Raw genomic sequence first — 23,357 nt, 5'->3', positions numbered from 1 at the left:
TCACGTCCCTCCTGGGAGGCCCGGATGACCGGCACCGCCCCCGCGCCCTTCACCGCCGACGACTACCGGGCCCGTATGGAGCGCGCCGCGCGGGAGGCCGCCGACGCCGGACTCGCCGGACTCCTCGTGGCGCCCGGACCCGACCTCGTCTGGCTCACCGGCTACGCGCCGACCGCCGTCACCGAACGGCTCACCCTGCTCGTCCTCGCCGCCGGCCGGGACCCGGTCCTCGTGGTGCCGGCCCTCGAGGCCCCCGACGCCGCGAAGGCGGCCGGCGCCCCCGGGCTCACACTGCGGGACTGGACCGACGGCAAGGACCCCTACGCCGCCACCGCCGCCCTCCTCGAGGACCGAGGGCGGTTCGGGATCAGCGACAACGCCTGGGCCATGCACCTGCTGGCCCTGCAGAACGCGCTGCCCGCCACCTCCTACACCTCCCTCACCGAGGCCCTGCCCATGCTGCGCGCCGTCAAGGACGCCGCCGAGCTGGAGCTGATGGCGGCGGCCGGCGCGGCCGCGGACCGGGTGTTCGAGGAGATCCGCCAGGTTCCCTTCGGCGGGCGCAGGGAGACGGAGGTCGGCGCCGAGCTCGCCGCGCTCCTGCGCCGGTTCGGCCACTCCCAGGTCGACTTCACCATCGTCGCCTCGGGGCCGAACGGCGCCAACCCGCACCACGAGGTCGGCGACCGCGTCATCGAGCACGGCGACATGGTGGTCCTCGACTTCGGCGGCCTCAAGGACGGCTACGGCTCCGACACCTCCCGCACCGTGCACGTCGGCGAGCCCACCGACGAGGAACGCCGGGTGCACGACCTGGTGCGCGAGGCGCAGGAAGCCGGTTTCCGGGCGGTCCGGCCCGGCGTGGCCTGCCAGGAGGTCGACCGGGCCGCCCGCGCGGTCATCGCCGCCGCCGGCTACGGCGCCCACTTCATCCACCGCACCGGCCACGGCATCGGCGTCACCACCCACGAGCCGCCGTACATGATCGAGGGCGAGGAGCAGCCCCTCGTGCCCGGCATGTGCTTCTCCGTGGAGCCCGGCGTGTACCTGCCCGGCCGGTTCGGCGTGCGCATCGAGGACATCGTCACCGTCACCGAGGACGGCGGCCGACGCCTCAACGACACCACCCGTGAGCTGGTCATAGTGGACTGAGCCGCCCCCAGGAGTCCCCGGCACCCACCCGAACGGCAACGGCGCGATCATGACCCAGGCACCGACACCCACCGCGGACACCGTCCGCCGACTGGTCCGTGCGCTCCTCGAGGAGAACGGGGCGAGCGGCCCCGGACCGGAGGTGCGGCCCGTCTCCGAGGGCGGCGCGCCCACCACCTGGTGGGTCGGCGCCCGCCATGTGCTGCGGCTCGCCCCCGACCGCGAGGCGAGCGTGCGCCGCCGCCGCGAACTGCGGCTGCGCGACCTCGTCCGGCAGCACGTCCCGATCGCCGTCCCGGCCGGTGTCGCGCACGGCGAGTGGTCCCCGGGGCTGGCCTACACCCTCGACGCCAGGCTGCCCGGCGGCACGGCCGAGGAGCACGACGTGTCGGCCGTCGGCGAGGCCGACCTCGCCGGACTGCTCAGCGGGCTGCGCGAGGTGCCGGCCCGCCAGGCGGACGCGCTCGGCGTGCCGCGGGCCGCCCCGCGTTCCCTGGAGGCGCTGCGCAGGATGACCGTGGCCGCCGCCGAACGCCTCGGCCGCGCCGACGAGTTCGACCCCGCCCGGCTGCACCAGCTCACTCCGGCGGGCGCCGCCCAGCTCGCCGCCCAGGCCGCCCCTGCGGTCCTCGTCCACCACGCGCTGCGCGGCGAGCACCTCGTGGTGAGCGCCGACGGCCGGGTGCGCGGCGTCCTCGACTGGACCGACGCGGTCCTCGGGGACCCCGCAGAGGACATCGCCGGCCTGGCCCTCGCCGTCGGCGCCGGGGCCGCCGTGCGGGCCGCCACCCTCGCCGGCTACGGCGCCCGCCCCTGCCTGCGCGGGCTGTGGCTCGCCCGCTGCGACACCGTCGTCCACCTCGCCCAGCGCCTCCAGGGCCGCGGGACCGGCCCGCGGGACGCCGACGCCCTCGCCCTCCCGCGGACCCGGCTGCAGCGCGCCTGGGAGGCGATCCTGCTGGAGCGGGTCACGGAGTTCCGCGAGGACGGAGACGGCGCCGACGGGCCGGAGGAGGACGAGTAGAGCGGCGGACGGCGGACGGCGGACGGGGACGGGGCAGACACTCACGGGCCGCCCCCGGCCCCGCCCCCGCATCCCAGACCCGCCCCCGCCCCGCACTCACCGGCCCGCCGGTCTCACTCCTGCTCCAGGACCACGCAGGCCTCCCCGGGCAGATGCAGCAGGCCGTCCGGACCCGGGACGTCCACCGGCTCCCAGGCGGCCAGCACGCGCGCGGGGCGCGGACCCAGCGGGATGGCGGCGGGCTCCTTGCCGAGGTTCACGGCCACCCGGACGTCGCCGCGCCGGAAGGCCAGCCAGCGTTCCCCGACGTCATGGGCGACCTTGATGTCGGCCAGATCGGGATCGGTGAGGTCGGGCTGGGCATGCCGCAGGGCGATCAGCTCGCGGTACCAGGCCAGCACGCGCGCGTGCGGCTCGCGCCGCGGCTCGGACCAGTCCAGGCAGGAGCGCTCGCGGGTCGCCGGGTCCTGCGGGTCGGGCACGTCCTCCTCGGCCCAGCCGTGGGCCGCGAACTCCCGCCGCCGGCCCCGTCGCACGGCCTCGGCGAGTTCCGGGTCGGTGTGGTCGGTGAAGTACTGCCAGGGCGTGCCCGCCGCCCACTCCTCGCCCATGAACAGCATCGGCGTGAACGGCGCGGTCAGCGTCAGCGCCGCCGCGCACGCCAGCAGCCCCGGCGAGAGGGACGCCGAGAGACGGTCGCCCTGGGCGCGGTTGCCGACCTGGTCGTGGGTCTGGCCGTACCCGAGCAGCCGGTGCGCGGGCACCCGGGCCCGGTCCAGCGGGCGGCCGTGGCGCCGGCCCCGGAAGCCGGAGTGGACGCCGTCGTGGAAGTAGCCGCCGGTCAGGGTCTTGGCGAGGGCGGCGAACGGGTCGCGCGCGAAGTCGGCGTAGTAGCCCTGGGACTCGCCGGTGAGCGCGGTGTGCAGGGCGTGGTGGAAGTCGTCGTTCCACTGCGCGTGCAGGCCCAGGCCGCCCTGCCGGCGGGGGGTGATGAGCCGCGGGTCGTTCACATCGGACTCGGCGATCAGGAACAGCGGGCGGCCCGACTCGGCGGCGAGGGCGTCCACCGCCGCCGACAGTTCCTCGAGGAAGGAGTACGCGCGCGTGTCCGCCAGCGCGTGCACCGCGTCCAGACGCAGGCCGTCGAGCCGGTAGTCGCGCAGCCAGGCGAGCGCGCTGCCCACCAGGTAGGCGCGCACCTCGTCGGAACCGGGGGCGTCCAGGTTCACGGCGGCGCCCCACGGCGTGTGGTGCGTCTCGGTGAAGTACGGGCCGAAGGAGGGCAGGTGGTTGCCGGACGGGCCCAGATGGTTGTGCACCACGTCCAGGACGACGCCCAGACCGAGCGCATGGGCCCGGTCGACGAACCGCTTCAGGCCCTCGGGGCCGCCGTACGGCTCGTGCACCGCCCACGGGGACACCCCGTCGTACCCCCAGCCGTGCCGGCCCGGGAACGGACACAGAGGCATCAACTCCACGTGGGTGATGCCGAGTTCCGCGAGATGCCCGAGCCGCTCGGCGGCCGCGTCCAGCGTCCCCTCGGGGGTGTAGGTGCCCACGTGCAGCTCGTAGAGGACGGCGCCGGGCAGGGGGCGTCCGGACCACTGCGTGCGCCACTGGTACAGGCTCTGGTCGACGACGGCGCTCAGCCCGTCAGGACCGTCCGGCTGGCGGCGCGAGCGGGGATCGGGCCGGACCGGGCCGTCGTCCACCGCGAAGCCGTACCGGGCGCCGTCCTCGGCCTCCGCCTGGCCCGTCCACCACCCCGCACGCTCCGGATCGCGCTCCAACGCGCGCGTGGCGCCGTTGCATCGCAGCGTCACGCGTTCGGCCTGCGGTGCCCACACCTCGAACTGCACGGACGGCTCCCCTTCGTCTGCTCACCGTGATGTAGCCCGTCCCGTCCATCGTGCTCCACCGGAGATCGATCCGGCCCGGGAACACTCCCATTGGCGCCCCACCCTTGCGGGGGGCGTTCTTCCGTCTTCTGGACACCCGGAGCCCGCTGACCGACAATCACCACCGTGACGTCGTCCTTCGAGTTCAACACGTACCCCGCGCGGCTGTCCGACGCGGAGCGCGACCGGGCGCTGAAGGTGCTGCGCGACGGCGTCGCCCTGGGGCGCCTGTCGCACGACACGTTCATCCGGCGCATGGAGCTGGCGCTCGCCGCCCGACGCCCGGACGAGCTCGCCGTCCTCACCGCCGACCTGTCCGAGGAGAACCGCTTCTCGCGGGTCGTCTTCGGCGCGGTCGAGGCGGTCTCCGGCTTCACCGTGCGACTGCGCCGCGCCTGGCAGGCCGAGCGGCTGCCCAAGCTGCTGCTGCCGCACCCGGGCACCGCGCACGCGCTGCGCATCGGCCGCGACCCCGTGAACGGTCTGCGGCTGACCCACGAGAGCGTCTCGCGGGTGCACGCCGAACTCATCCGCCAGGGCGGGGTGTGGGTGCTGCGCGACCTCGGCTCCACGAACGGCACGACCGTCAACGGACGGCGCGTCATCGGCGCGGCCGTGGTGCGCGAGGGCGACCAGGTCGCCTTCGGCCGCACGGGGTTCCGTCTCTCGGCGAACTGAAGCCGCTCAAGTCCCGTGCTCTGACGCGGTGTTGACGTACCCCGGACCGATGACCCACTGTGCGTACACCAGATACGCCCGGTGAATCGACGGCGCCCCTGTGGAGGTGTGCCCTGCCGCCCCTCCACCGCTACCCGACCGTGGACGAACTCGCGGCCCGCGCGGCCGCGCTCGCCGTCCGCAGCTCCGGGGACGTCCGGCTGCGCCGCGTCGGGGTCTCCCGCGCGGGCACACCGCTGTGGCTGCTCTCCGTCGGCCGGGGCACGCGTCAGGCCCTCGTCGTCGCGGGGCCGCACGCCAACGAGCCCGTGGGCGGGGCCACCGTGCTGCGGCTGGCCGAGCGGGTCCTGGCCGACCCGCGGCTCACGGCGGGCGCGGACGCCACCTGGAACCTGCTGCTCTGTCTCGACCCGGACGGCCTGCGCCGCAACGAAGGCTGGCTGACCGGCCCTTACACCCTCGGCCGCTACTTCCGGCACTTCTTCCGGCCCGGCTTCCTCGAACAGCCCGAGTGGCTGCCCGACGGCGCGGACGGCGCCGCCCTCCCGGAGACCCGTGCGCTGCTCCGGCTCCAGGACGAACTGAAACCCTTCTTCCAGTGCTCGCTGCACGGCGTCGACGTCGGCGGGGCCTTCGTGGAACTCACCCGCGACCTGCCCGGACTGTGCCGGCGCGTCGCCCACGCCGCCGCCCGCCTCGGCATCCCCCTCGAGCTCGGTCCGTACGACACCCTGTACTGGCCGCGCCTCGGGCCGGCCGTCTACCGGATCCCGCCGCCCTGCCCGCGCGACCTCGCCGCGGCCATCACCGAGGCCGCCGTCGAGTCCACCTGGTACCACCCGCAGCGGCACGGCACGGTCACCGCGGTCGTCGAGGCGCCCATGTGGGGCGTCGCCGCCGTGGCGGACGGCTCCCCGCCCGCCGACCGGGAGGGGGCGCTGCGCACCGTCAGCCACGCCCTGCGCCACGACGCGCGGGTGCTGGAACGCATCCTCGCGCGCGTGCGGCCCCACCTCGACGGTGTGCCCGACGCCGCCCGTCTGCTCGCCCCGGTCGACGACTACCTGCTGGTCTGCCCCGGCCTCGCGGACGCCTGGGACCCCGACACCGCCGATCCGCTCCGCCCGCTGCCGCCGCTGAGCACGGCCCATCTGACGGCCCTGCGGATCGCCGGCGGGCGGATCGCCGTACGCACGGCCGGCCTGCTCCACCAGCTCGTCACCGGCGCCGGACGCGACCCGGCCGGGGTGCTGCCGGAGCTGGACGCGCTCATCGACGCGTGGTGCGCCGGCTTCTGGGACGGCTGCGGGGCGCGCTGGATCCCGGTGGCGCGTCAGGCCGAGTACCAGGCACGGGTCGTCCTCGCCGCGTTCCATCTGGCCGGTGCCCGTTCGGGTGAGTCGGACTGGGGTTCCCAGCCCGTCGTGCCGATGCACCGGGAATGAAGCACTCCCTCACCCATCTCCGGCCGGCCCGGGCGGTACGGCGCGTCCTGCCCGCCGCGGCCGCCCTCCTCCTCGCCGCCGGCGCCGCCCCGGCGGCCCTGGCCGCCTCCCACGACGACCTCCCCGGCAACTGGCTCCAGCTCACCGTCACCCGCGGCGACGCCCGCTCCAGCGACACGCGCGGCACCCTGCTGCTGTGCGACCCGCCGCAGGGCCACTCGCGGGCCGCGGAGGCCTGCGACGCCCTGGCCCGGTCCGGCGGCGACGTCGAGGCCGTCCCGCGCGACGGCAGCCGCGTCTGCCCGCTCGTCTACGCCCCGGTGACGGTCCGCGCCCAGGGACGCTGGAACGGCCGCCCGGTCGACTACACCCACACCTACAGCAACGACTGCGAGCGGGAGGCGCTGACCGGCCCGGTCTTCGCTCTGGACGACGAACAGGTGCCCGAGGTCTGACCATCGGCCCGTGTCGGCCCGGCTCGGCGCGGCCCGGCCCGGCCCCGGGAGCCCCGCGCTCCCGGGGCCGACCGGTTCGCGGGTCCGACCGCCGTCGGACCGCACCGGCCCCTGGACCGCACCGGCCCTCGCCGTGTCCTGCGGCCGTCCGCGGCTACGCCGCGCGGTCCCGGGCGTGCAGGGCCGCCGCGACGACCGTCCGGGACTGGTGCTCGACCTGGTGCTCCAGGGGGACCCAGCGGGCGTGGAAACGGTCGGCGAAGGCGTCGCTCCAGGTCGCGACGAGGTGCTCCAGGCGCGGGGCCGCGTCGTCGTCGTACTCCTGGAGGACCCGCCACAGCATCGCGGCCGCCCGCAGCGGCAGCCGGCGGGCGAACGCGTCCACGCTGCCGACGTACGCCATCGTCGTGTCGGCCGGCGGGGTGTGGGTCCAGTCCGCGGCCAGCCCGGGCACCAGCTCCAGCGCCCATCTCGCCGCCCGCAGCAGCGGCCCGTCGACGCCCTCCAGCCGCGGCAGCACCTCGACGAGCACCCGCTCCACCTCCGTCGCGTCCCGCAGCAGCCGCCGCGCCAGCCGCCGGATCGCCGCGGCCGGGGCGGGATGCGGGGCGGGGTCGTCCACCATGTCGCTCGCCCACATCGGCACCTCCACCACCGCCGTCAGACCGCCGTAGCGGTGGGCGTGGTACCAGGTGCTGTGCCGGGCGTCGTCCGGCATGCTCGGGTAGGCGGCCTCCGCTCCGGCGGCGGGCATCACGTGCACGCCGGGCCCGGACGCCGGCCACCCCGCCGCGTCGGAGGCGCCCGTCTCGACCGGGATGTGCAGCTGTGCGGCGGACTTGGCGAAGGGCTCGGCCAGCCCCGGAATGTCCTTCGTCAACTGCACCCAGCTGCCGCCCAGGTCGGTCCCGTGCAGGGTGACCTGGAGGTAGGGGCGCAACTCGTCGATGAGGCGGGTCAGCGCGCGCGTCTCGGGCGGAAGACGGTCCGGCGGCAGGACCGCCGGGGACCACTCCGGCTGCTCCGGGCCCGCCGGACGGAAGAACCCCAGGTGGTACTCCAACAGACTGCGGGGCGCCGGGGTGACGTGCAGACTCGCCCCGTCGGGGTCCGCGCACAGCAGGAAGTGCCAGGACGTGCCGTCGCGCAGCTCTCGCTCGTACAGCACCCGTTCGGCGAGCGCCAGCAGCGTGCACCCGCCGGTCGGCTCGTTGGCGTGGGCGCCCGCGACGACCAGCACGGCCCGCCGGGCATGCCCCACGGACAGCAGGTGCAGCGGCCGGCCCGCACGGGAGACCCCCACCTGTCGCAGCGTGCACGTGCCGGGCTGGCGCGCGGCCAGAGCCCGGGCAGAAGAGGTCAATTCGGTCACCGTGGGGTAGCGCAGCTCCGGCAGGAGACTCACCCCCGTATTCGTCCGCCCGGCCTTCGCCTCCGCAGTACCCCACGGTCTCTGTCAACTGTCAAGAACGCCTGCGGGCAGGCTCCAGGGGCGCTCGAAGCGCGGGTCGGCGGAGCGGCGCGGGCCGACGCCACGGCGGGGAGCACGGGCGTTCGACGCCCGCACGGACACCCGCACGGACACCCGCACGGACACCCGCTCGGACGCCCGCGCCCTTCGTCGTCGCCCGGCCCCCGATTCCGCCGTCGGGCCGCTCGCCCACTCCACCCGGCCGCCCGCCGTGAGAGCCGCCCGATCCTGCGCCGGAGCCCCGGCACGCCGCGTCAGCCGACCCTTTCCAGCAGCGCCACCGGCAGCCGTTCGAACAGCTCGGCCACGCGCGCGTGGCCGCTGAACTCGCGCTCCCCGGCCAGCGCGTCGACCCAGCGCCCCGGCGGCAGCGCCAGCCGCGTCTCCCGCCAGCCGCCCGCCTCCGCCAGTCGCAACGAGAGCCGGGTGACGGCCGTGACCGCCCGGCCGGAGCGCGCGAACGCCAGACAGTGCTCCGCCGCCGCCCCTTCGGCGGGCAGCGGCTCGTACGTCGCCGACTCCCCGAAGACCTCCGGACGCCGCCGGCGCAGCCACAGCGCCGCCTCGGTCACGGCCGCCTTGGTGTCGGGGTCCTCGGGCGGGAAGTGCACCGGGCGCCGGTTGTCCGGGTCGACCAGCGTCCGGGACTCGCACTCGGCGCCCTGGTAGACGTCCGGCACGCCCGGCATCGTCAGATGCACCAGCGCAGTGCCGAGCACGTTCGCCCGGATGTGCGGCGCCAACGCGCCGCGCAGCGCGGCCACCCGCTCGCCGGGCGGCCCGCACGGCCCCGCCGCCGTGAACGCGGCCACCGCGTCCTCGTACGACGGCTCCTGCTCCGTCCAGCTCGTGTACAGGCCCGCCTCGCGCGCGTGCTTGAGCAGCGCCTCCTGGACGCGTTCCGGGGCCGCCGGGCCGAGCCCGAAGACCGTCTGCCAGGCCGCCCACGCCAGCTGCCCGTCCACCGCCTCCCGTTGCGCGCCGGCGACCTCCTCCAGGACGTCGGACCAGCGCTCCGGACACTCGGTGAGCACGGCGAGCGCGGCGCGCACGTCGGCGCTGCGCTTGGTGTCGTGCGTCGACACGACGGTCCCGGTGGCCGGCCAGTCGCGCTGCACGCGCGCGCAGTACGCGTGGAAGGCGGCCGGCGACACCCCCGGGGAGCCGGGGTCGCCGCCCACCTCGTTCGCCGCGGGCAGCGGCACGTACCGGTAGAACGCCGTGTCCTCCACCGACTTGGCGCGCAGCGCGGACGACGTCTGCGCGAAGCGCGCCCGCAACTCCGCCCCCGCCCGGTCCTCCCCGCCGAGCACCAGCCCTCGCACCACGTCGACCGCGCCCGCCTCCTCCGGCACCGTGAACGTCTGCCGGGCCTCCTCCGCCGCCGCCTCGGTGACGACGGCCGCCGGGTCGCCCGAGGCGTAGGGCCGGTAGACCTCCATACGGACCAGCAGCTCCACCAGCGCCTGGCGCAGCGCCCACGGCGCCCGGTCGCGCAGGGCGGGGTCGGACGACGCGGCGCACACCCGGGAGACCGTCCGCGTCAGCCGGTCCGTCTCGGCCGCCAGCTCGTGCGCGAGCACCTTGCGGGCCGCCCGCCGCACGGTCGCCGCCCAGTCGCCGCCCCGGTCCGTCCGCGGGGCCGCGAAGCGCCGGTAGCGGGTCAGCAGCTCCCCGGCCCCCACGGGGTCCGTGAACAGGCCGTCGACGCGGCGCAGGGCGTCGTAGCCGGTGGTGCCGGCGACCGGCCAGGAGTCCGGCAGCCGCTCCCCGTCCGCGAGGATCTTCTCGACGACCGTCCACCGGCCGCCGCTCGCCTCGTGCAGCCGCTCCAGGTAGCCGTCCGGGTCGGCGAGGCCGTCCGGATGGTCCACGCGCAGGCCGTCGAGCACGCCCTCGTGGAGCAGCCGCAGGATCGTGCCGTGGGTGGCCTCGAACACCACCGGGTCCTCCACGCGCACCCCGATGAGCTCCGAGATGCTGAAGAAGCGGCGGTAGTTCAGCTCGGTGCGGGCCAGCCGCCACCAGGCGAGGCGGTACCACTGGGCGTCCAGCAACTGCGGCAGCGGCAGCCCGTCGGTGCCTTCGCGCAGCGGGAAGGCGTGCTCGTGGTAGCGCAGGACGTCGCCGTCCACCCGCAGGTGCTCCAGTTCCCCGCCGACGGGGCCGCCGAGCACCGGCAGCAGGATCCGGCCGTCCTGCGCCTCCCGGTCGACGTCGAACCAGCGCGCGTAAGGCGAGCCGGGGCCCTCCCGCAGCACCTCCCACAGGGGGCGGTTGTGGCGCGGGGACATCGCCATGTGGTTCGGCACGATGTCCACGACCAGGCCGAGACCGTGCTCCCGCGCGGTGCGCGCCAGCGCCCGCAGCCCCTCCTCACCGCCCAGCTCCTCACGCACGCGCGTGGGGTCCGTGACGTCGTAGCCGTGCAGGGAGCCCGGCACGGCCTCCAGGACGGGGGAGAGGTGCAGATGCGAGACGCCGAGCGAGGCCAGGTACGGCACGGCCGCCGCCGCGGCCCCGAAGGGGAACCCGGGCTGCAGCTGCAGCCGGTAGGTCGCCGTGGGCGGCACGGGAACGGGGGCGTCACGTCGCTCAGGGGTCATGACACCCTACGTACCCGCCCCGCCGGGTTTCGTGTCACCGCCTCCCCCTACCGGTGCGGATCGGGTCCGTCCTTCCGCCGGCCTCTCGCCCGCTCCGGCGCCGGCCCGTCGCCGCTCCCGTCCCGGCCCGTCGCCGCTCCCGGGCAAGCCGGGAGCGGCCTATGTCGGCCTCTGCAGCACCTTCATGCTCCGGTCGGGCAGCGTCAGCCGGGCTCCCGCCTGCACCTTGGGACCCGCTCCCTCCGCCACGGACGCCGGGTCCGCCGTGTCCACCACCACCTGCCACTGCCGCCCGTGGTCGACCGGCACCACGAACTCCAGAGTCTTGGCGGTGGCGTTGAACATCAGCAGGAAGGAGTCGTCGCTGATCCGTTCGCCGCGCGGACCCGGCTCGGAGATCGCGTTGCCGTTGAGGAACACCGACAGCGCCGACGCCTGCGCCCGGTCCCAGTCCCGCTGCGCCATCTCCGCCCCGCCGGGCGTGAACCAGGCGATGTCCGACAGCTCGTCGTGGGTGCCCTCCACCGGCCGGCCGTGGAAGAAGCGGCGCCGCCGGAAGACCGGATGCTCCTTGCGCAGCCGCACCAACGCGCGCGTGAAGTCCAGCAGCTCGCTGCCGTCCTGCGGCCACTCGACCCAGGCCAGCTCGCTGTCCTGGCAGTAGGCGTTGTTGTTGCCCTTCTGGGTGCGCCCGAACTCGTCCCCGTGGCTGAGCATCGGCACGCCCTGGGAGAGCATCAGCGTGGCGACGAAGTTGCGCATCTGCCGGGCCCGCAGCGCCAGCACCCCGGGGTCGTCGGTGTCGCCCTCCACGCCGCAGTTCCAGGACCGGTTGTGGCTCTCGCCGTCCCGGTTGTCCTCCCCGTTGGCCTCGTTGTGCTTGTCGTTGTAGGAGACCAGGTCGTGCAGAGTGAACCCGTCGTGGCAGGTGACGAAGTTGATGGAGGCCAGCGGGCGCCGTCCGTCGTCCTGGTAGAGGTCGGACGAGCCGGTCAGCCGGGAGGCGAACTCGCCCACCGCGCGCGCCTCGCCCCGCCACACGTCCCGCACGGTGTCGCGGTACTTGCCGTTCCACTCGGTCCACAGCGGCGGGAAGTTCCCCACCTGGTAGCCGCCCTCGCCCACGTCCCACGGCTCCGCGATCAGCTTCACCTGGGACACCACCGGGTCCTGCTGGACCAGGTCGAAGAACGACGACAGCCGGTCCACCTCGTGGAACTGGCGCGCCAGAGTCGCCGCGAGGTCGAAGCGGAACCCGTCGACATGCATCTCCAGGACCCAGTACCGCAACGAGTCCATGATCATCTGAAGCACGTGCGGAGACCGCATGAGCAGCGAGTTCCCGGTGCCGGTGGTGTCCGTGTAGTACCGGGGGTCGTCCGCCAGACGGTAGTAGGACGGGTTGTCGATGCCCCGGAAGGACAGCGTCGGGCCCAGGTGGTTGCCCTCGGCGGTGTGGTTGTAGACCACGTCGAGGATGACCTCGATGCCCGCCTCGTGCAGCGCCCGCACCGCCGACTTGAACTCCAGCACCTGCTGCCCGCGGTCGCCCCAGGAGGCGTACGCGTTGTGCGGGGCGAAGAAGCCGATCGTGTTGTAGCCCCAGTAGTTGTTCAGCCCCATGTCGACCAGCCGGTGGTCGTTGACGAACTGGTGCACCGGCATCAGCTCCAGGGCCGTGACCCCGAGCTCCGTCAGGTGTTCGAGGACCGCCGGATGGGCCAGCGCCGCATAGGTGCCGCGCAGCTCCTCCGGCAGCCCGGGATGGCGCATCGTCAGACCCTTGACGTGGGCCTCGTAGATCACCGTCTGGTGGTAGTCGGTGCGCGGCCTGCGGTCGTCACCCCAGTCGAAGTACGGGTTGACCACCACCGACGTCATCGTGTGCGGCGCCGAGTCGAGGTCGTTGCGCCGCTCGGGCGCGCCGAAGTGGTAGCCGTACACCTCCTCGCCCCACCGGATCGCGCCGCCGACCGCCTTCGCATAGGGGTCGAGCAGCAGCTTCGCCGAGTTGCAGCGCTGCCCCCGACCGGGGTCGTAGGGGCCGTGCACCCGGAAGCCGTACCGCTGCCCCGGCATGACGCCCGGCACGTACGCGTGCCGGACGAACGCGTCGCTCTCCCGTAGTTCCACCGCCGTCTCCGAGCCGTCGTCGTGCAGCAGACACAGCTCTACTCGGTCCGCGGCCTCCGTGAAGACCGCGAAGTTCGTGCCGGCGCCGTCGTACGTGGCACCGAGGGGATACGCCTCTCCAGGCCAGACCTGCATGGATACGACTCTTTCAGGTGTGCCGCCGCGGCGGGGTCGCCTTGCCGCCCGAGTCTCCCGGAATCTGAGGGAACCACCCGTGACTTACGCCCCTCTTACCCAATGACCGGTGCATGCGGAGACAAACGAGCGCCGCATGCCGAACCAGTGGGGCAGACGTACTCCCGGGCAACAGGGGGAGTAGGGGGAGATTGTGCGCACGACGGTGCGCCGCCACCTGGGCAAGGTGGTGGCGGGAACGGCCATAGCGGTGGCCGCGACAGCCGTGATGGTCGGGATCACCCTCCCGGGCACGGCGGGGGCGGACGACACGGGAGGCGGCAAGAACGCACAGAGTGCCGGGCAGGCGGCCGACGGACGGCAGGGGGACACGGCGGCGGTGCGGCCCGGCGTCGTCGAGGATGCGCCCGCCGAGGGCGCGAAGGGCACCGGGCGCGACCCGCTGACCGACGACGAGATCGCGCGCGTCGAGAAGATCGCGCTCAACCAGCAGCCGCTCACCGCCGCGAAGGACGTGGACGGTGACCGCGGCCCCCAGCGCCTCGGCGTGGACCTCGCCGACCCCGAGGCCGCCGAGGTGGACGACCCCGACGCGCCCCGGCGCGCGGAAGTGTCGTTCTACGACTACAGAACCGACACGCTCGTCACCAAGACCGTCAACCTCGCCACCGGCAAGGTCGAGGCCACCGGCTCCCAGCACGGCGTCCAGCCGCCGCTCGGCACCGCCGAGCAGAACGAGGCGGCCGCCCTGCTGATCGCCGACCCGCTGGGCGCCGGCCTCAAGGCCGACTTCAAGGACGCCACCGGCAAGGCCCTCACCTCCCCCGACCAGCTGCAGCTCGCCGGCATGGTGTACCGGGCGGTGCCGGGCGCGGGCCCGGCCGCCCTCGCCGAGTGCGGCGAACACCGCTGCGTACGGCTGCTGTCGAAGGTCAGGAACGGACCGTGGATCGACACCCGAAGCCTGGTGATCGACCTCAGCGCCCGCAAGGTGGCCCGCATCACCGGCTGAGCCGGCCCCGCACCGTCCCGAACCGACGCGTGGGCCCCCTGCCGGTCCACGCCCTCCCGTCCATCCGTTTGTCGCCCCGCCTGCCTCCTGCAGAGGGATGCAAAGGAGTCATGTCGTCATGCGCGTTCCGTTTCTGAAGCGCGGCCCACGGTCGCAGGGCGTCGCCCGCACCGGCGCGGCCGTCGGCCTCTGTGTGGCGACGCTCGCCGCCGGCGCGGTCGCCGGCGCCGGCCCGGCCGCCGCCCGGCCGAAGGCCGCCCCCGCGGCCGCCGCCGACTGCAGCGCCGCCTACCGCATCGAACAGAAGCTCTCCACCGGCACCACCTGGCGCATGTGCTGGCGCTTCGAGGCCAAGTCCGGGCTCGTCCTCGAGAAGGTCTCCTACCAGCCGCCCGGCGAGGCCAAGCCGATCCGTGTCCTCAACAGCGCCAAGATCGCCCAGATCCATGTGCCCTACGACGACGGCAAGAACGAGTACAACGACATCACCGACTACAACTTCGGCTCGGGCCTGGTCAACATGACCCCCGCCGAGTGCCCCGGCGGCACCATCCGGACGGTGAAAGTCCCCGACTCGTTCACCGGGAGCCCGAACGTCAAGGGCCTGTGCACGACGACCCGTTCGCGCGGCCACGCCTACCGCATGCAGGCCGACACGGGCAACAAGGTCTTCCAGGCCCAGGGCAAGGACCTGCTGGTCTACACCGTCAACAAGGTCGGCTGGTACGAGTACATCACCGAGTGGCGCTTCTCCGACGACGGCGCGATCAACATGAACGTCGGCGCCACGGGCAGCCTCTCGCCCTTCGACTACGACGCGGGCGACGGCCGCGGCTGGCCTCTGGGCAAGGGCGCCAAGGCCTACGCCACCAGCCACAACCACAACGTGTTCTGGCGGCTCGACTTCGGTCTGGACGGCTCCTCGACCGGCAAGGTGGAACAGTACGACTCGGTGGTCAGCCCGCCCGCCGGCGCACAGCAGGGCCCGACCACCAAGACCACCCGCACCGCGGTCACCAAGGAACTCGCGGGCGACGCGGCGAACCTGCGCTGGTGGCGGGTGGTCAGCGCGACCGGCAAGAACAAGGACGGCCACGCCCGCTCCTACGAGTTCGTCCCCGGCGCCACGTCCAAGTACTCGGGACGCCCCTTCACCCGGCACGACGTCTACTTCACGCAGTACAACAAGTGCGAGCAGTACGCCAGCAACAACGTGCGCGACTGCGGCAGCCCGCTGCACGGGTACTCGGTCGACAAGTGGGTGAACGGCCAGGCCCTCACCCACCCCGTGGCCTGGGTGAACGTGGGCTTCCACCATGTCGCCCGCGACGAGGACCAGCAGCCCATGCCGGTCCACTGGCAGGGCTTCTCACTCGCTCCGAGGGACGTCACCGCCATGAATCCGCTCACTCCCTCCGCCCTCGCGGGACAGAACGGACAGCCGAACAACGGTAGTTGAGAAACGACCTGTCCATCCGGCTGCACCGCCCGCCGCTCGCGGAGTACCCTTCCTTGATCGTTGGGACGGGGAGTGCTCGGGGGAGCGGAAGGCGGTGCGCGGGTGGGCTCGGGAGGGCTGGAGCTGCCCCCTGGTGACGAGGGTCACGAGGGGGGCTCCGCAGACGTCCCGCCCGGCACGGTGTCCCTGGCCCGGCCGATGGAGACGAACGCCATCGGACCGGAGCTGGACTGGGACACCGAAGCCTGGCGGGAGGTGCGCACCCGAGCCCAGCGGGCCGGGCGGGCCTACATCTGGCTGAACCTCGTCGAGCAGCGGCTGCGCACCGTCGTGGCCGCCGTGCTGCGCCCCATCTACGAACCCGTCCACGGCGACGAGTGGGTGGTCGCCGCGGCCGGTCCCGCCGGCCAGGAATGGGTGCAGCGCGCCGTCGCGGTACGCGAAGTCAGCCGCCGCAAGGGCTACTTGCTCGACCCGGCCGACGACAACGTGATCTCTTTCCTCACCCTGCCCCAGCTGCGCGAGCTGATGGTGCAGCACTGGCCCTGCTTCGAGCCGTACTTCGACGACCGCCGCGACGTCGAACTCGCCCTGGACGAGCTGGAGGTGACCCGTAACGTCGTCTCCCGCAACCGGGCGCTCTCCGAGGCCGTCCTGAACCAGGCCGAACGGGCCTCCGCGCGCCTGCTGGAGATGCTCGGCACCAGCGGCGACGTGCCCTCCGCGCGCCGGCTGCCGGTCGACGCCGTCGAGGATCTGGTCGGCGACCGGTACGCGGACGTGGTCGCCGTCCACTCCGACCGGGTCCGGCTGCTGCGCCAGTTCCCCGCCGAGGACATCTTCGACGGCTCGCGCCGGATCGACGCCATCGGCATCGGCCTCAACCTGCTCGTGCAGAACTTCTCCGGCCGCCGCCTGGTCCGCCTCGCGGAGGGCGGCGCCCGCATCCGGCTGCTCTTCCTCAATCCCGCCTCCAGCTCCGTCAAGCGCCGTGAACGCGAACTCGGGATGAAACGCGGCGAGTTGAGCCGGTCCGTGGAGATGAACATCCTGCACATGCGCCGGGTCCGGTCCCGGCTGCGCGATCCCGGCGCCTTCCAGATCCAGGTGTACGACGAGACGCCCCGCTTCACCGCCTACCTCGTCGACGGCGACGGCACCGACGGCATCGCGGTGATCCAGTCCTATCTGCGGCGTATGCGCGGCATGGAGGCGCCGGTGCTGGTGCTGCGGGGCGGCAGCCGGGTGGTCAAGCCCGGCGAGGCGGACGAAGTCGGACTCTTCCCGGCATATCGCGAGGAGTTCGAGCTGGCCTGGGCGGACTCGCGGCCGGTGTCCTGAAACGTCCGGTTCTCTCCCCGGCAAGCGGAGTGCGCTCCTTCGATTGTCAGTGGGGCGTGGGAAGGTGGGGACCACTGGGGGAAGCACCACCGAGAAGGGGGGCCGACATGGCCTGGCACCAGGAGCTGCTGATCGGCTTCGACCTGGAGACCACCGGGACGGACCCGCGTGAGGCGCGCATCGTCACGGCAGCCGTGATCGAGGTCAGGGACGGGCAGGTCCTGGGGCATCGCGAGTGGCTGGCGGACCCGGGCGTCGAGATCCCGGCGGACGCGGTGGCGGTGCACGGGATCAGCAACGAGCGGGCGGCCGCCGACGGCGCGCCGGCCGACCGGGTCGCGGACGCGATAGCCGACGTCCTCGTGGGCTACTGGCGCACCGGGGTACCGGTCGTCGCCTACAACGCCGCCTTCGATCTCACGCTGCTCTCGGCCGAACTACGCCGCCACGAGCTGCCCTCGCTGCGCGAACGCCTCGGCGGCCTCGACCCCGCGCCGGTGGTCGACCCGTACACCATCGACCGCTCGGTCGACCGCTACCGGCGCGGCAAGCGCAACCTCGAAGCAGTGTGCGCCGAGTACGGCGTCCGCCTCGACTCCGCGCACGACGCCTCCGCCGACGCCCTCGCCGCCGCCCGGCTGGCCGGGGCGATAGCGGCCCGCCACCCCAAGGTCGCGGGCCTCGGCCCGGCGGAGCTGCACCGCCGTCAGATCGAGTGGTACGCCGACTGGGCGACGGACTTCCAGAGTTTCCTGCGCCGCAAGGGCGACGCGGAAGCGGTGGTGGACGGGTCCTGGCCGGTGCGGGAGCCGATCGACAGCCCCAGCGTGTGAGCTGCGCCCGGGCGGGCCGGGCCGGTCATGCCGCCGCCCTTGCCGGGCGTCGGCGCCCCCGGTGAGGGGAGCGGGAGCGTCCATGGCGGGGCCTCGTTCCCGCAAGGGCTGCCGTCCTCAGAACGGGTACCACCGCACCGCCTCGTCCCCCTCGCGCAGCGACGCCACCCGGCGCCGGAACTCCGCCGCGGCCTCGGGGTTCGCCGGCGCATGCTGCGCGACCCAGGCGCAGCTCGCGGTCTCGCGCGCGCCCCGCAGCACCGCACAGCCCTCCCACTCCCGCACATCCCACCCGTAGGCCTCGGTGAAGGCGTCGTAGGCCTCGGCGGGCAGACCGTACCGGTCGCGGGAGAGCGCCATGACGACGAGGTCGTGCTCGCGCAGATCGGCGGAGAAGGTCTCCAGGTCGACCAGGACCGGACCGTCGGGGCCGATGTGCACATTGCGCGCCAGCGCGTCGCCGTGGATCGGGCCGGGCCGCAGCCGCGGGGTGAGAGCGCAGGCGGCCTCGGCGAAGCCGTCGCGCCGCGCGCGCAGAAAGGCCGCGTCCGCCGGGTCGATCGCCTCGCCCGCGAGTCGCAGCCAGCGTTCGACTCCCGACAGCAGATCCCGCGGGGGCAGCGCGAAGGCGGGGGCGGGCAGGGCGTGCACCAGACGCAGCAGGGCGGCCAGGTCGCGTGGCCCGGCCGGCCGCACCGGGTCCGGCAGCCGGTGCCACACCGTCACCGGATGCCCCTCGACCAGCAGCGGCTTCGGCTCGGCCGCCCGCACCGCGGGCACGCCCGCCTCGGCCAGCCAGGCTGCGACGTCCAGCTCGCGCCGGGCCCGTTCGAGGAGTTCCGCGTCCCGGCCCACCTTCACCGCCAGGCCGCCGGCGGCGAACACCGCGTTCTCCCCCAGGGCGAGCAGCCGCGCGTCCGCCGCCGGTCCGGGCAGCACGCCCGCCGCGGCCAGTACGTCCCGCGCCCGTGCCTCGTCCATCGTCCGCCTCCCTCTCGTCGCCCGTCCGGCCTGCAGACGGCCTGCAGACGGCCTGATCCGGCCGTCCGACGGTCAGTGTCCCCTTCGTGCAGTGTCGCATTCGGGCAGGTCGGGGCCGCTCGTGCGGTCCCTGCTCAGGCGGGCGCGTCGACCCGGCCGCGCTGGGCGAGGTGCCCGGCTCCGTCGAGGTACGGTCCTGGATCCCGCAGCCGGCGGTGCTGCGGCAGGCCGACCTGTTCGTCACCCACGCGGACGCGGCGGCAGCCAGGACGGAACGGCCACGGCCACGCCGATGATCGCCGTACCGCAAGCCGTGGACCGGTTCGGCAACGCGGACGTCCTCCAGGGGTGCGGCGTGGCCCGGCGGCTCGACACGGCGGACACCACGGCCGAGGCGGCCCTGCGCGAGGCCGCCCTCGCACTCGTCGACGATCCCGGGGTCGCCCGCCGGCTCAAGGAGGCCCAGGCGGAGACCACGGCGGAAGGCGGCACACCGCAGGCGGCCGACCTCGTCGAGGCGGAACCCGACAGGACGCGCGGCTGAACCAGACACGAGGAAGGGCCCGTTCGACTCCCTCGGAAGTCGAACGGGCCCTCAGGGCTGACGCCGTGCGGGAACGGCCCAGGTCGTCAGACCCCCACCGGCCGCCCCTCGTCGTCCCGCGCCACCGGCGCGACCGCCTCCGGCGACTCGTCGTGCGTCAGGTCCGGCAGCCAGTGCAGCCACTTCGGCAGGTACCAGTTGCGCTCGCCGAGCAGCGCCATCACGGCCGGCAGCAGCACACCGCGGATGATCGTCGCGTCGATCAGGACCGCCGCCGCGAGGCCCACGCCCATCTGCTTCATCGACTGCATGGACAGCGTGCCGAAGATCGCGAACACGGCGACCATGATGACCGCGGCGCTGGTGACGACGCCCGCCGTGGTGACCACGCCGTGCTCGATGGCCTCGTTCGTCGTACGCCCCCGCAGCCGCGCCTCGCGGATCCGGGAGACCACGAACACGTGGTAGTCCATCGACAGCCCGAACAGGATCACGAACAGGAACAGCGGCAGCCAGGTGATGATCGCGCCGACGCCCTCCGCGCCCACCACCGACGCGCCCCAGCCGTGCTGGAACACCGCGACGAGGATGCCGTAGGCGGCGCCCACCGACAGCAGGTTGAGCACGATCGAGGTGATCGCGACCGTCAGCGAGCGGAACGACAGCAGCATCAGCAGGAAGGCGAAGACCACGACGAACGCGAAGACCGGGGTGACCGCTCCGGCCAGCTGGTCGTTGAAGTCCTGCGAACCGGCCACCTGTCCGGTGATGGGCGCCTGGACGCCGTCCACCGTGCCGAGCGTTGCGGGCCGCACCTCGTCGCGCAGCTTCGCAAGGCTCGCACCCGCCTTGTCCAGGTCGGAGCCGCCGACCAGCGGGACGTACACATACGCGATGTTCTGGGCGTCGTGCAGCTTGATCTCGACCGGACCCCGGGAGGCCCCCGAACTCACGGCCTGCTCCTTGAACGCCTGGAGCGCGGCCTTCACGTCGCCGGAGTTGATGTCGTCCGCCTTGACGATCACCTCGGCCGGCTCGGAGCCGCCCGGGAAGGCGTCGTTGACCCGGTTGTACGTCTGCACGATGGGCAGCGAGTCGCCGAACTCCTGGTCCAGGGTGAGGTTCTGGGTCTTCATGCCGACCGCCGGAGCGGCGATCGCGAGCAGCGCGCCGGCCGCGACGACCAGCGAGACGCCGGGCTTGGCGAGGACGACCTTCAGCACGGCGCTCCAGAACCGGCTGCCCTCCGTGGCACGGCCGCCCTTGCCGTTCCTGCGGCGCTTGTCGGGGTGCAGGAACGGGATCCTGCCCTTCTCCACCCGGTGGCCGAGCAGCGAGAGCAGCGCCGGCAGCACCGTCACCGAACCGACCATGGCGACCGCGACCACCATCAAAGAGGCCAGACCCATCGCCTCGAACGTGGCGAGCCCCGTGAACAGCATGCCCGCCATCGCCACGCACACGGTGACGCCGGAGACGATCACCGCGCGGCCGCTGGTCGCCGCGGCGATCCTGAGAGCGGTTTCCGGATCACGTCCCGCGGCCCGCTCCTCGCGTTCCCGGCGGAGGTAGAACAGGCAGTAGTCGACGCCCACGGCCAGACCGACCAGCAGCATCACCGAGCTCGCGGTGTCGTCCATCGGCTGGAAGTGGCTGACGATGCTCATCAGACCCATCGTCGCCATGATCGCGGTGACCGCGAGGGCCACCGGCAGCAGCGCCGCCACCAGCGCGCCGAAGGCGATCAGCAGGATGCCCAGCGCCACCGGCACCGCGGAGTACTCGGCCTGCTGGAAGTCGTCGCCGAACGCGTCGTCGAACGTCTTCATCATGCTGGCGCCGCCGATCTCCTCGATCCGCAGCGAGGAGTGCTCCTTCTGCACGTCCGCGACGGCGTCGAGAACCGGCTCGACCCGCTCGCCCGCGGTGTCGGAGTCGCCGCGCATGTCGAACTGCACCAGCGCGCTGCGGCCGTCCTTGGAGATCGTCTGCGTGTCGTAGGGCGAGGTCACGTCGGTGGCCTCACCGGTCTTGCCGACGGCGGCGACGACCGCGCTGACGGCGGCCTTGAACTCCGGGTCGGTGGCCTTGAGGGAGCCGCTCCTCGCCTGGATGAGCACGGTCTCGCTGGCCGGCTCCTCGATCCCGGCGTCCTCGATGATCTTGGCGGCCGTGTGGGTCTCGCCGCCGAGCTGGTCGCTCTCCTTGACCTCGACCGTGCCGGCCGCCGATCCGATCCCCATGGCCAGAACGACGAACAGCACCCAGATGCCCACGGCGGCCCATCGGTGCCGGGCGCTCCAACCGCCTGCCCGCGCGGCGAAGCCCCGCACCCTTGTATCTCCGTTCCCCATGACGGGCCTGCCCTCTTGTGATGCGGTGGAAGCCCCCTGCCGCCACCTTCCTATTCGAAGGTATGGCCTGGATAAACCCCGCTCGTCGTGCTGCCCGGTGAGGTGCCGGGCACGAGAGTCCTCCCCTCGGACCGCGGCCTCTCACCGCTGAGTAGGACAGTGACCCCTTACACCTATCGACGGATCTCGGGGGCGGCGATCAGGGTGCAGTCGCCGGTGAAGACCTCAATTGTCGTTTCGAAAGTTTGCTCAACACGTCACAGGCCTGTGGAGAAGTCCGTCAGGGGTTGCTCCGCCGGCCATCGATCGGCAAGAGTTTCGCCCGGCCCTTCGTCCGGGCCGCGGCCGTCGTGCTCACCCCCACGGGGCACGGCGGCCGCATAGGCTGAGCGGATGACGACGACGTACGCGGCCCTGCTGCGCGGCATCAACGTGGGCGGCAACCGGAAGCTCCCCATGGCCGAACTGCGCACCCTGCTCGAGGAGCTCGGCCACGGCGACGTGCGCACCTACCTCCAGAGCGGCCAGGCCGTCTTCTCCAGCACCCGCGGGGACGAGGAAAGCCTCGCCGCCGGACTCACGGCCGCGATCGAGAAACACTTCGGCTTCGCCGTGGACGTGCTCGTGCGCGACCACGCCTACCTTCGCGCCGTCGCCGACGCCTGCCCGTTCCCGGCCGCAGACCTGGAGGCCAAGCAGCTCCACGCCACCTACTTCTCCGGGCCCGTCGACGAGGAGCGCTTCGCCGGCATCGACCGCGCCGCCCTCCTTCCCGAGGAATTCCGCCTCGGCGACCGCGCCCTGTACCTGTACACCCCCGTCGGCCTCGGCCGCTCCAGACTCGCCGAGCAGCTCGCAAGGCCCCGCGTGAACAAGGGGCTGATCGCCACCACCCGCAACTGGAACACCGTCCTCAAGCTGGTGGAGATGACACGGCCGTGACCCGGGGCCGACGGCGGCCGTGACCGGGCGCGGACTGCGATCGTGATCGGGCGTCGACTGCGGTCGTGATCGGGCGCGGATTGCGGTCGTGACCGGGCGCGTCAGGGACGGCGGGCCTTCCCCTTCGTGGCCGGACCAGGCGCGCACTCGGCTCGTGCGGCCCGCATCCGGCTCGCGTGCGGCCCGCATCCGGTGTGGGCCGGGTCGTCGGCACGGCGTGGACAGGGACGGCAGGCCGGGACAGGGTCACCGTGGCGTGCCGTGGCCCTGGGGGTGACCGTGGCCGCGGCTGTCGCCCCGGGGGGGGTGTCTCTATGTCTTTCGTCAAGGACGTAGTGCCGGGTTTGGTGCTGTTTGGGATGGTCATGCGGCGAGGGTGATGGTGGGGGTGCGGGACTCATAGAAGGTGCCGTCTCGGAGCATGGCGAACAGGACGCTGATGCGTTGGCGGGCGAGTCTCAGGAGTGCCTGGGTGTGGGTTTTGCCGCAGGCGCGTTGCCGGTCGTAGTAGGTGCGGGAGGCGGGGTCGGCGTTCATGCAGGCGAAGGCGGAGAGGAACATTGCGCGCTTCAGCTGCCGGTTTCCGCCTCGTGGCGCATGTTCGCCATGAATCGAGGTTCCTGAGGACCTGGTCGTAGGGGCGAGGCCGGCGTATGAAGCGAGGTGGGCGGCGCTGGGAAAGCTGGTGCCGTCGCCAATGGTGACCAGCAGGACGGCTGCGGTCCTGACTCCGACTCCCGGCATCGAGGTCAGGACCGGGTGAAGAGGGTGGGCCTCCAGCAGGGTGCTGATCTGGGATTCGAGTGTTCGGCGCTGGTCGTGGACTGCGGCGAGCGAGGCGGCCAGGGACGGGATCACGATGTCGAGGGTGCCGGTTCCCGGAACCACGACGGT

17 protein-coding genes and 1 pseudogene are annotated in these 23,357 nt (G+C 73.4%); 11 read left to right on the top strand and 7 right to left on the bottom strand.

The window, feature by feature from the left end; all coding sequences use genetic code 11:
• Window positions 1-24: 24 nt before the first annotated feature.
• Window positions 25-1,152 (top strand): aminopeptidase P family protein, encoded by a 1,128-nt coding sequence (locus ACN6LD_RS16625; RefSeq protein WP_445043555.1) that lies wholly within the window; start codon window positions 25-27, stop codon window positions 1,150-1,152.
• Window positions 1,153-1,201: 49 nt separating this feature from the next.
• Window positions 1,202-2,176, top strand: a complete 975-nt coding sequence (locus ACN6LD_RS16620) for an aminoglycoside phosphotransferase family protein (RefSeq protein ID WP_319196590.1) — start codon at window positions 1,202-1,204, stop codon at window positions 2,174-2,176.
• A gap of 113 nt (window positions 2,177-2,289) precedes the next feature.
• Here the strand turns inward: ACN6LD_RS16620 and treZ are convergent, their stop codons facing one another.
• On the bottom strand, window positions 2,290-4,035 hold the full coding sequence (treZ, locus tag ACN6LD_RS16615) for a malto-oligosyltrehalose trehalohydrolase (RefSeq protein WP_445043554.1): 1,746 nt from the start codon (window positions 4,033-4,035) through the stop codon (window positions 2,290-2,292).
• A gap of 165 nt (window positions 4,036-4,200) precedes the next feature.
• Between treZ and ACN6LD_RS16610 the strand changes: the two genes are divergently transcribed.
• The 3 genes from ACN6LD_RS16610 (at window position 4,201) to ACN6LD_RS16600 (ending at window position 6,652) form a co-directional block, all read left to right on the top strand.
• Entirely contained in the window at window positions 4,201-4,752 is a 552-nt protein-coding gene (locus ACN6LD_RS16610; RefSeq protein ID WP_057575862.1) for a DUF1707 and FHA domain-containing protein, read from the top strand.
• 98 nt (window positions 4,753-4,850) lie between these two features.
• A complete protein-coding gene (locus tag ACN6LD_RS16605; RefSeq protein WP_319197270.1) occupies window positions 4,851-6,197 on the top strand; it encodes a M14 family zinc carboxypeptidase in 1,347 nt (448 codons plus the stop codon).
• Window positions 6,194-6,652: an SSI family serine proteinase inhibitor gene (locus ACN6LD_RS16600; protein WP_319197267.1), complete on the top strand. Its 459-nt coding sequence runs from the start codon at window positions 6,194-6,196 to the stop codon at window positions 6,650-6,652. The genes ACN6LD_RS16605 and ACN6LD_RS16600 overlap by 4 nt, the downstream gene beginning before the upstream one ends.
• A 154-nt stretch (window positions 6,653-6,806) precedes the next feature.
• Here ACN6LD_RS16600 and ACN6LD_RS16595 read toward each other — a convergent pair whose 3' ends face one another.
• From ACN6LD_RS16595 to glgX, 3 genes are all read right to left on the bottom strand, one after another.
• A complete protein-coding gene (locus ACN6LD_RS16595; protein WP_319197269.1) occupies window positions 6,807-8,057 on the bottom strand; it encodes a M14 family zinc carboxypeptidase in 1,251 nt (416 codons plus the stop codon).
• Between the two features lie 320 nt (window positions 8,058-8,377).
• Window positions 8,378-10,729 (bottom strand): malto-oligosyltrehalose synthase, encoded by a 2,352-nt coding sequence (treY, locus tag ACN6LD_RS16590; protein ID WP_445043553.1) that lies wholly within the window; start codon window positions 10,727-10,729, stop codon window positions 8,378-8,380.
• A gap of 159 nt (window positions 10,730-10,888) precedes the next feature.
• The gene (gene glgX, locus ACN6LD_RS16585) at window positions 10,889-12,997 is read right to left on the bottom strand and encodes a glycogen debranching protein GlgX (RefSeq protein WP_319188910.1); all 2,109 of its coding nucleotides are present in this window, start codon (window positions 12,995-12,997) and stop codon (window positions 10,889-10,891) included.
• A 193-nt stretch (window positions 12,998-13,190) separates the two neighbouring features.
• Here glgX and ACN6LD_RS16580 point away from each other — a divergent pair, with 193 nt between their 5' ends.
• The 4 genes from ACN6LD_RS16580 (at window position 13,191) to ACN6LD_RS16565 (ending at window position 17,642) form a co-directional block, all read left to right on the top strand.
• Window positions 13,191-14,009 carry a Tat pathway signal sequence domain protein gene (locus tag ACN6LD_RS16580; RefSeq protein WP_445043552.1) on the top strand — a complete coding sequence of 273 codons (819 nt, stop codon included), beginning with the start codon at window positions 13,191-13,193 and terminating at the stop codon, window positions 14,007-14,009.
• Between the two features lie 118 nt (window positions 14,010-14,127).
• The gene (locus ACN6LD_RS16575) at window positions 14,128-15,468 is read left to right on the top strand and encodes a copper amine oxidase (protein WP_319188913.1); all 1,341 of its coding nucleotides are present in this window, start codon (window positions 14,128-14,130) and stop codon (window positions 15,466-15,468) included.
• Between the two features lie 102 nt (window positions 15,469-15,570).
• Entirely contained in the window at window positions 15,571-16,809 is a 1,239-nt protein-coding gene (locus ACN6LD_RS16570; protein WP_445043551.1) for an SAV2148 family HEPN domain-containing protein, read from the top strand.
• Window positions 16,810-16,916: 107 nt separating this feature from the next.
• Window positions 16,917-17,642 carry a 3'-5' exonuclease gene (locus tag ACN6LD_RS16565; protein ID WP_445043550.1) on the top strand — a complete coding sequence of 242 codons (726 nt, stop codon included), beginning with the start codon at window positions 16,917-16,919 and terminating at the stop codon, window positions 17,640-17,642.
• A 117-nt stretch (window positions 17,643-17,759) separates the two neighbouring features.
• Here ACN6LD_RS16565 and ACN6LD_RS16560 read toward each other — a convergent pair whose 3' ends face one another.
• A complete protein-coding gene (locus tag ACN6LD_RS16560) occupies window positions 17,760-18,623 on the bottom strand; it encodes a phosphotransferase enzyme family protein (RefSeq protein WP_319188918.1) in 864 nt (287 codons plus the stop codon).
• 137 nt (window positions 18,624-18,760) lie between these two features.
• On the opposite strand from ACN6LD_RS16560, the pseudogene ACN6LD_RS16555 reads away from it, so the two are divergent.
• Window positions 18,761-19,167, top strand: a pseudogene (locus ACN6LD_RS16555) (nucleotide disphospho-sugar-binding domain-containing protein); the annotation flags it as partial.
• An 86-nt stretch (window positions 19,168-19,253) separates the two neighbouring features.
• Here the strand turns inward: ACN6LD_RS16555 and ACN6LD_RS16550 are convergent.
• Window positions 19,254-21,521 carry an MMPL family transporter gene (locus ACN6LD_RS16550; protein WP_445043549.1) on the bottom strand — a complete coding sequence of 756 codons (2,268 nt, stop codon included), beginning with the start codon at window positions 21,519-21,521 and terminating at the stop codon, window positions 19,254-19,256.
• Window positions 21,522-21,914: 393 nt separating this feature from the next.
• Between ACN6LD_RS16550 and ACN6LD_RS16545 the strand changes: the two genes are divergently transcribed.
• Window positions 21,915-22,463: a DUF1697 domain-containing protein gene (locus ACN6LD_RS16545; protein WP_445043548.1), complete on the top strand. Its 549-nt coding sequence runs from the start codon at window positions 21,915-21,917 to the stop codon at window positions 22,461-22,463.
• Between the two features lie 363 nt (window positions 22,464-22,826).
• Here ACN6LD_RS16545 and ACN6LD_RS16540 read toward each other — a convergent pair.
• Window positions 22,827-23,357, bottom strand: a 531-nt coding sequence (locus ACN6LD_RS16540) for a transposase (RefSeq protein WP_445043547.1), incomplete at its 5' end; no start/stop codon positions are given.

The organism is Streptomyces sp. SAS_272 (genome assembly GCF_052543235.1).
The sequence above is the reverse complement of the archived record's forward strand: the minus strand, read 5'-3'. Positions and strand labels throughout refer to the sequence as shown.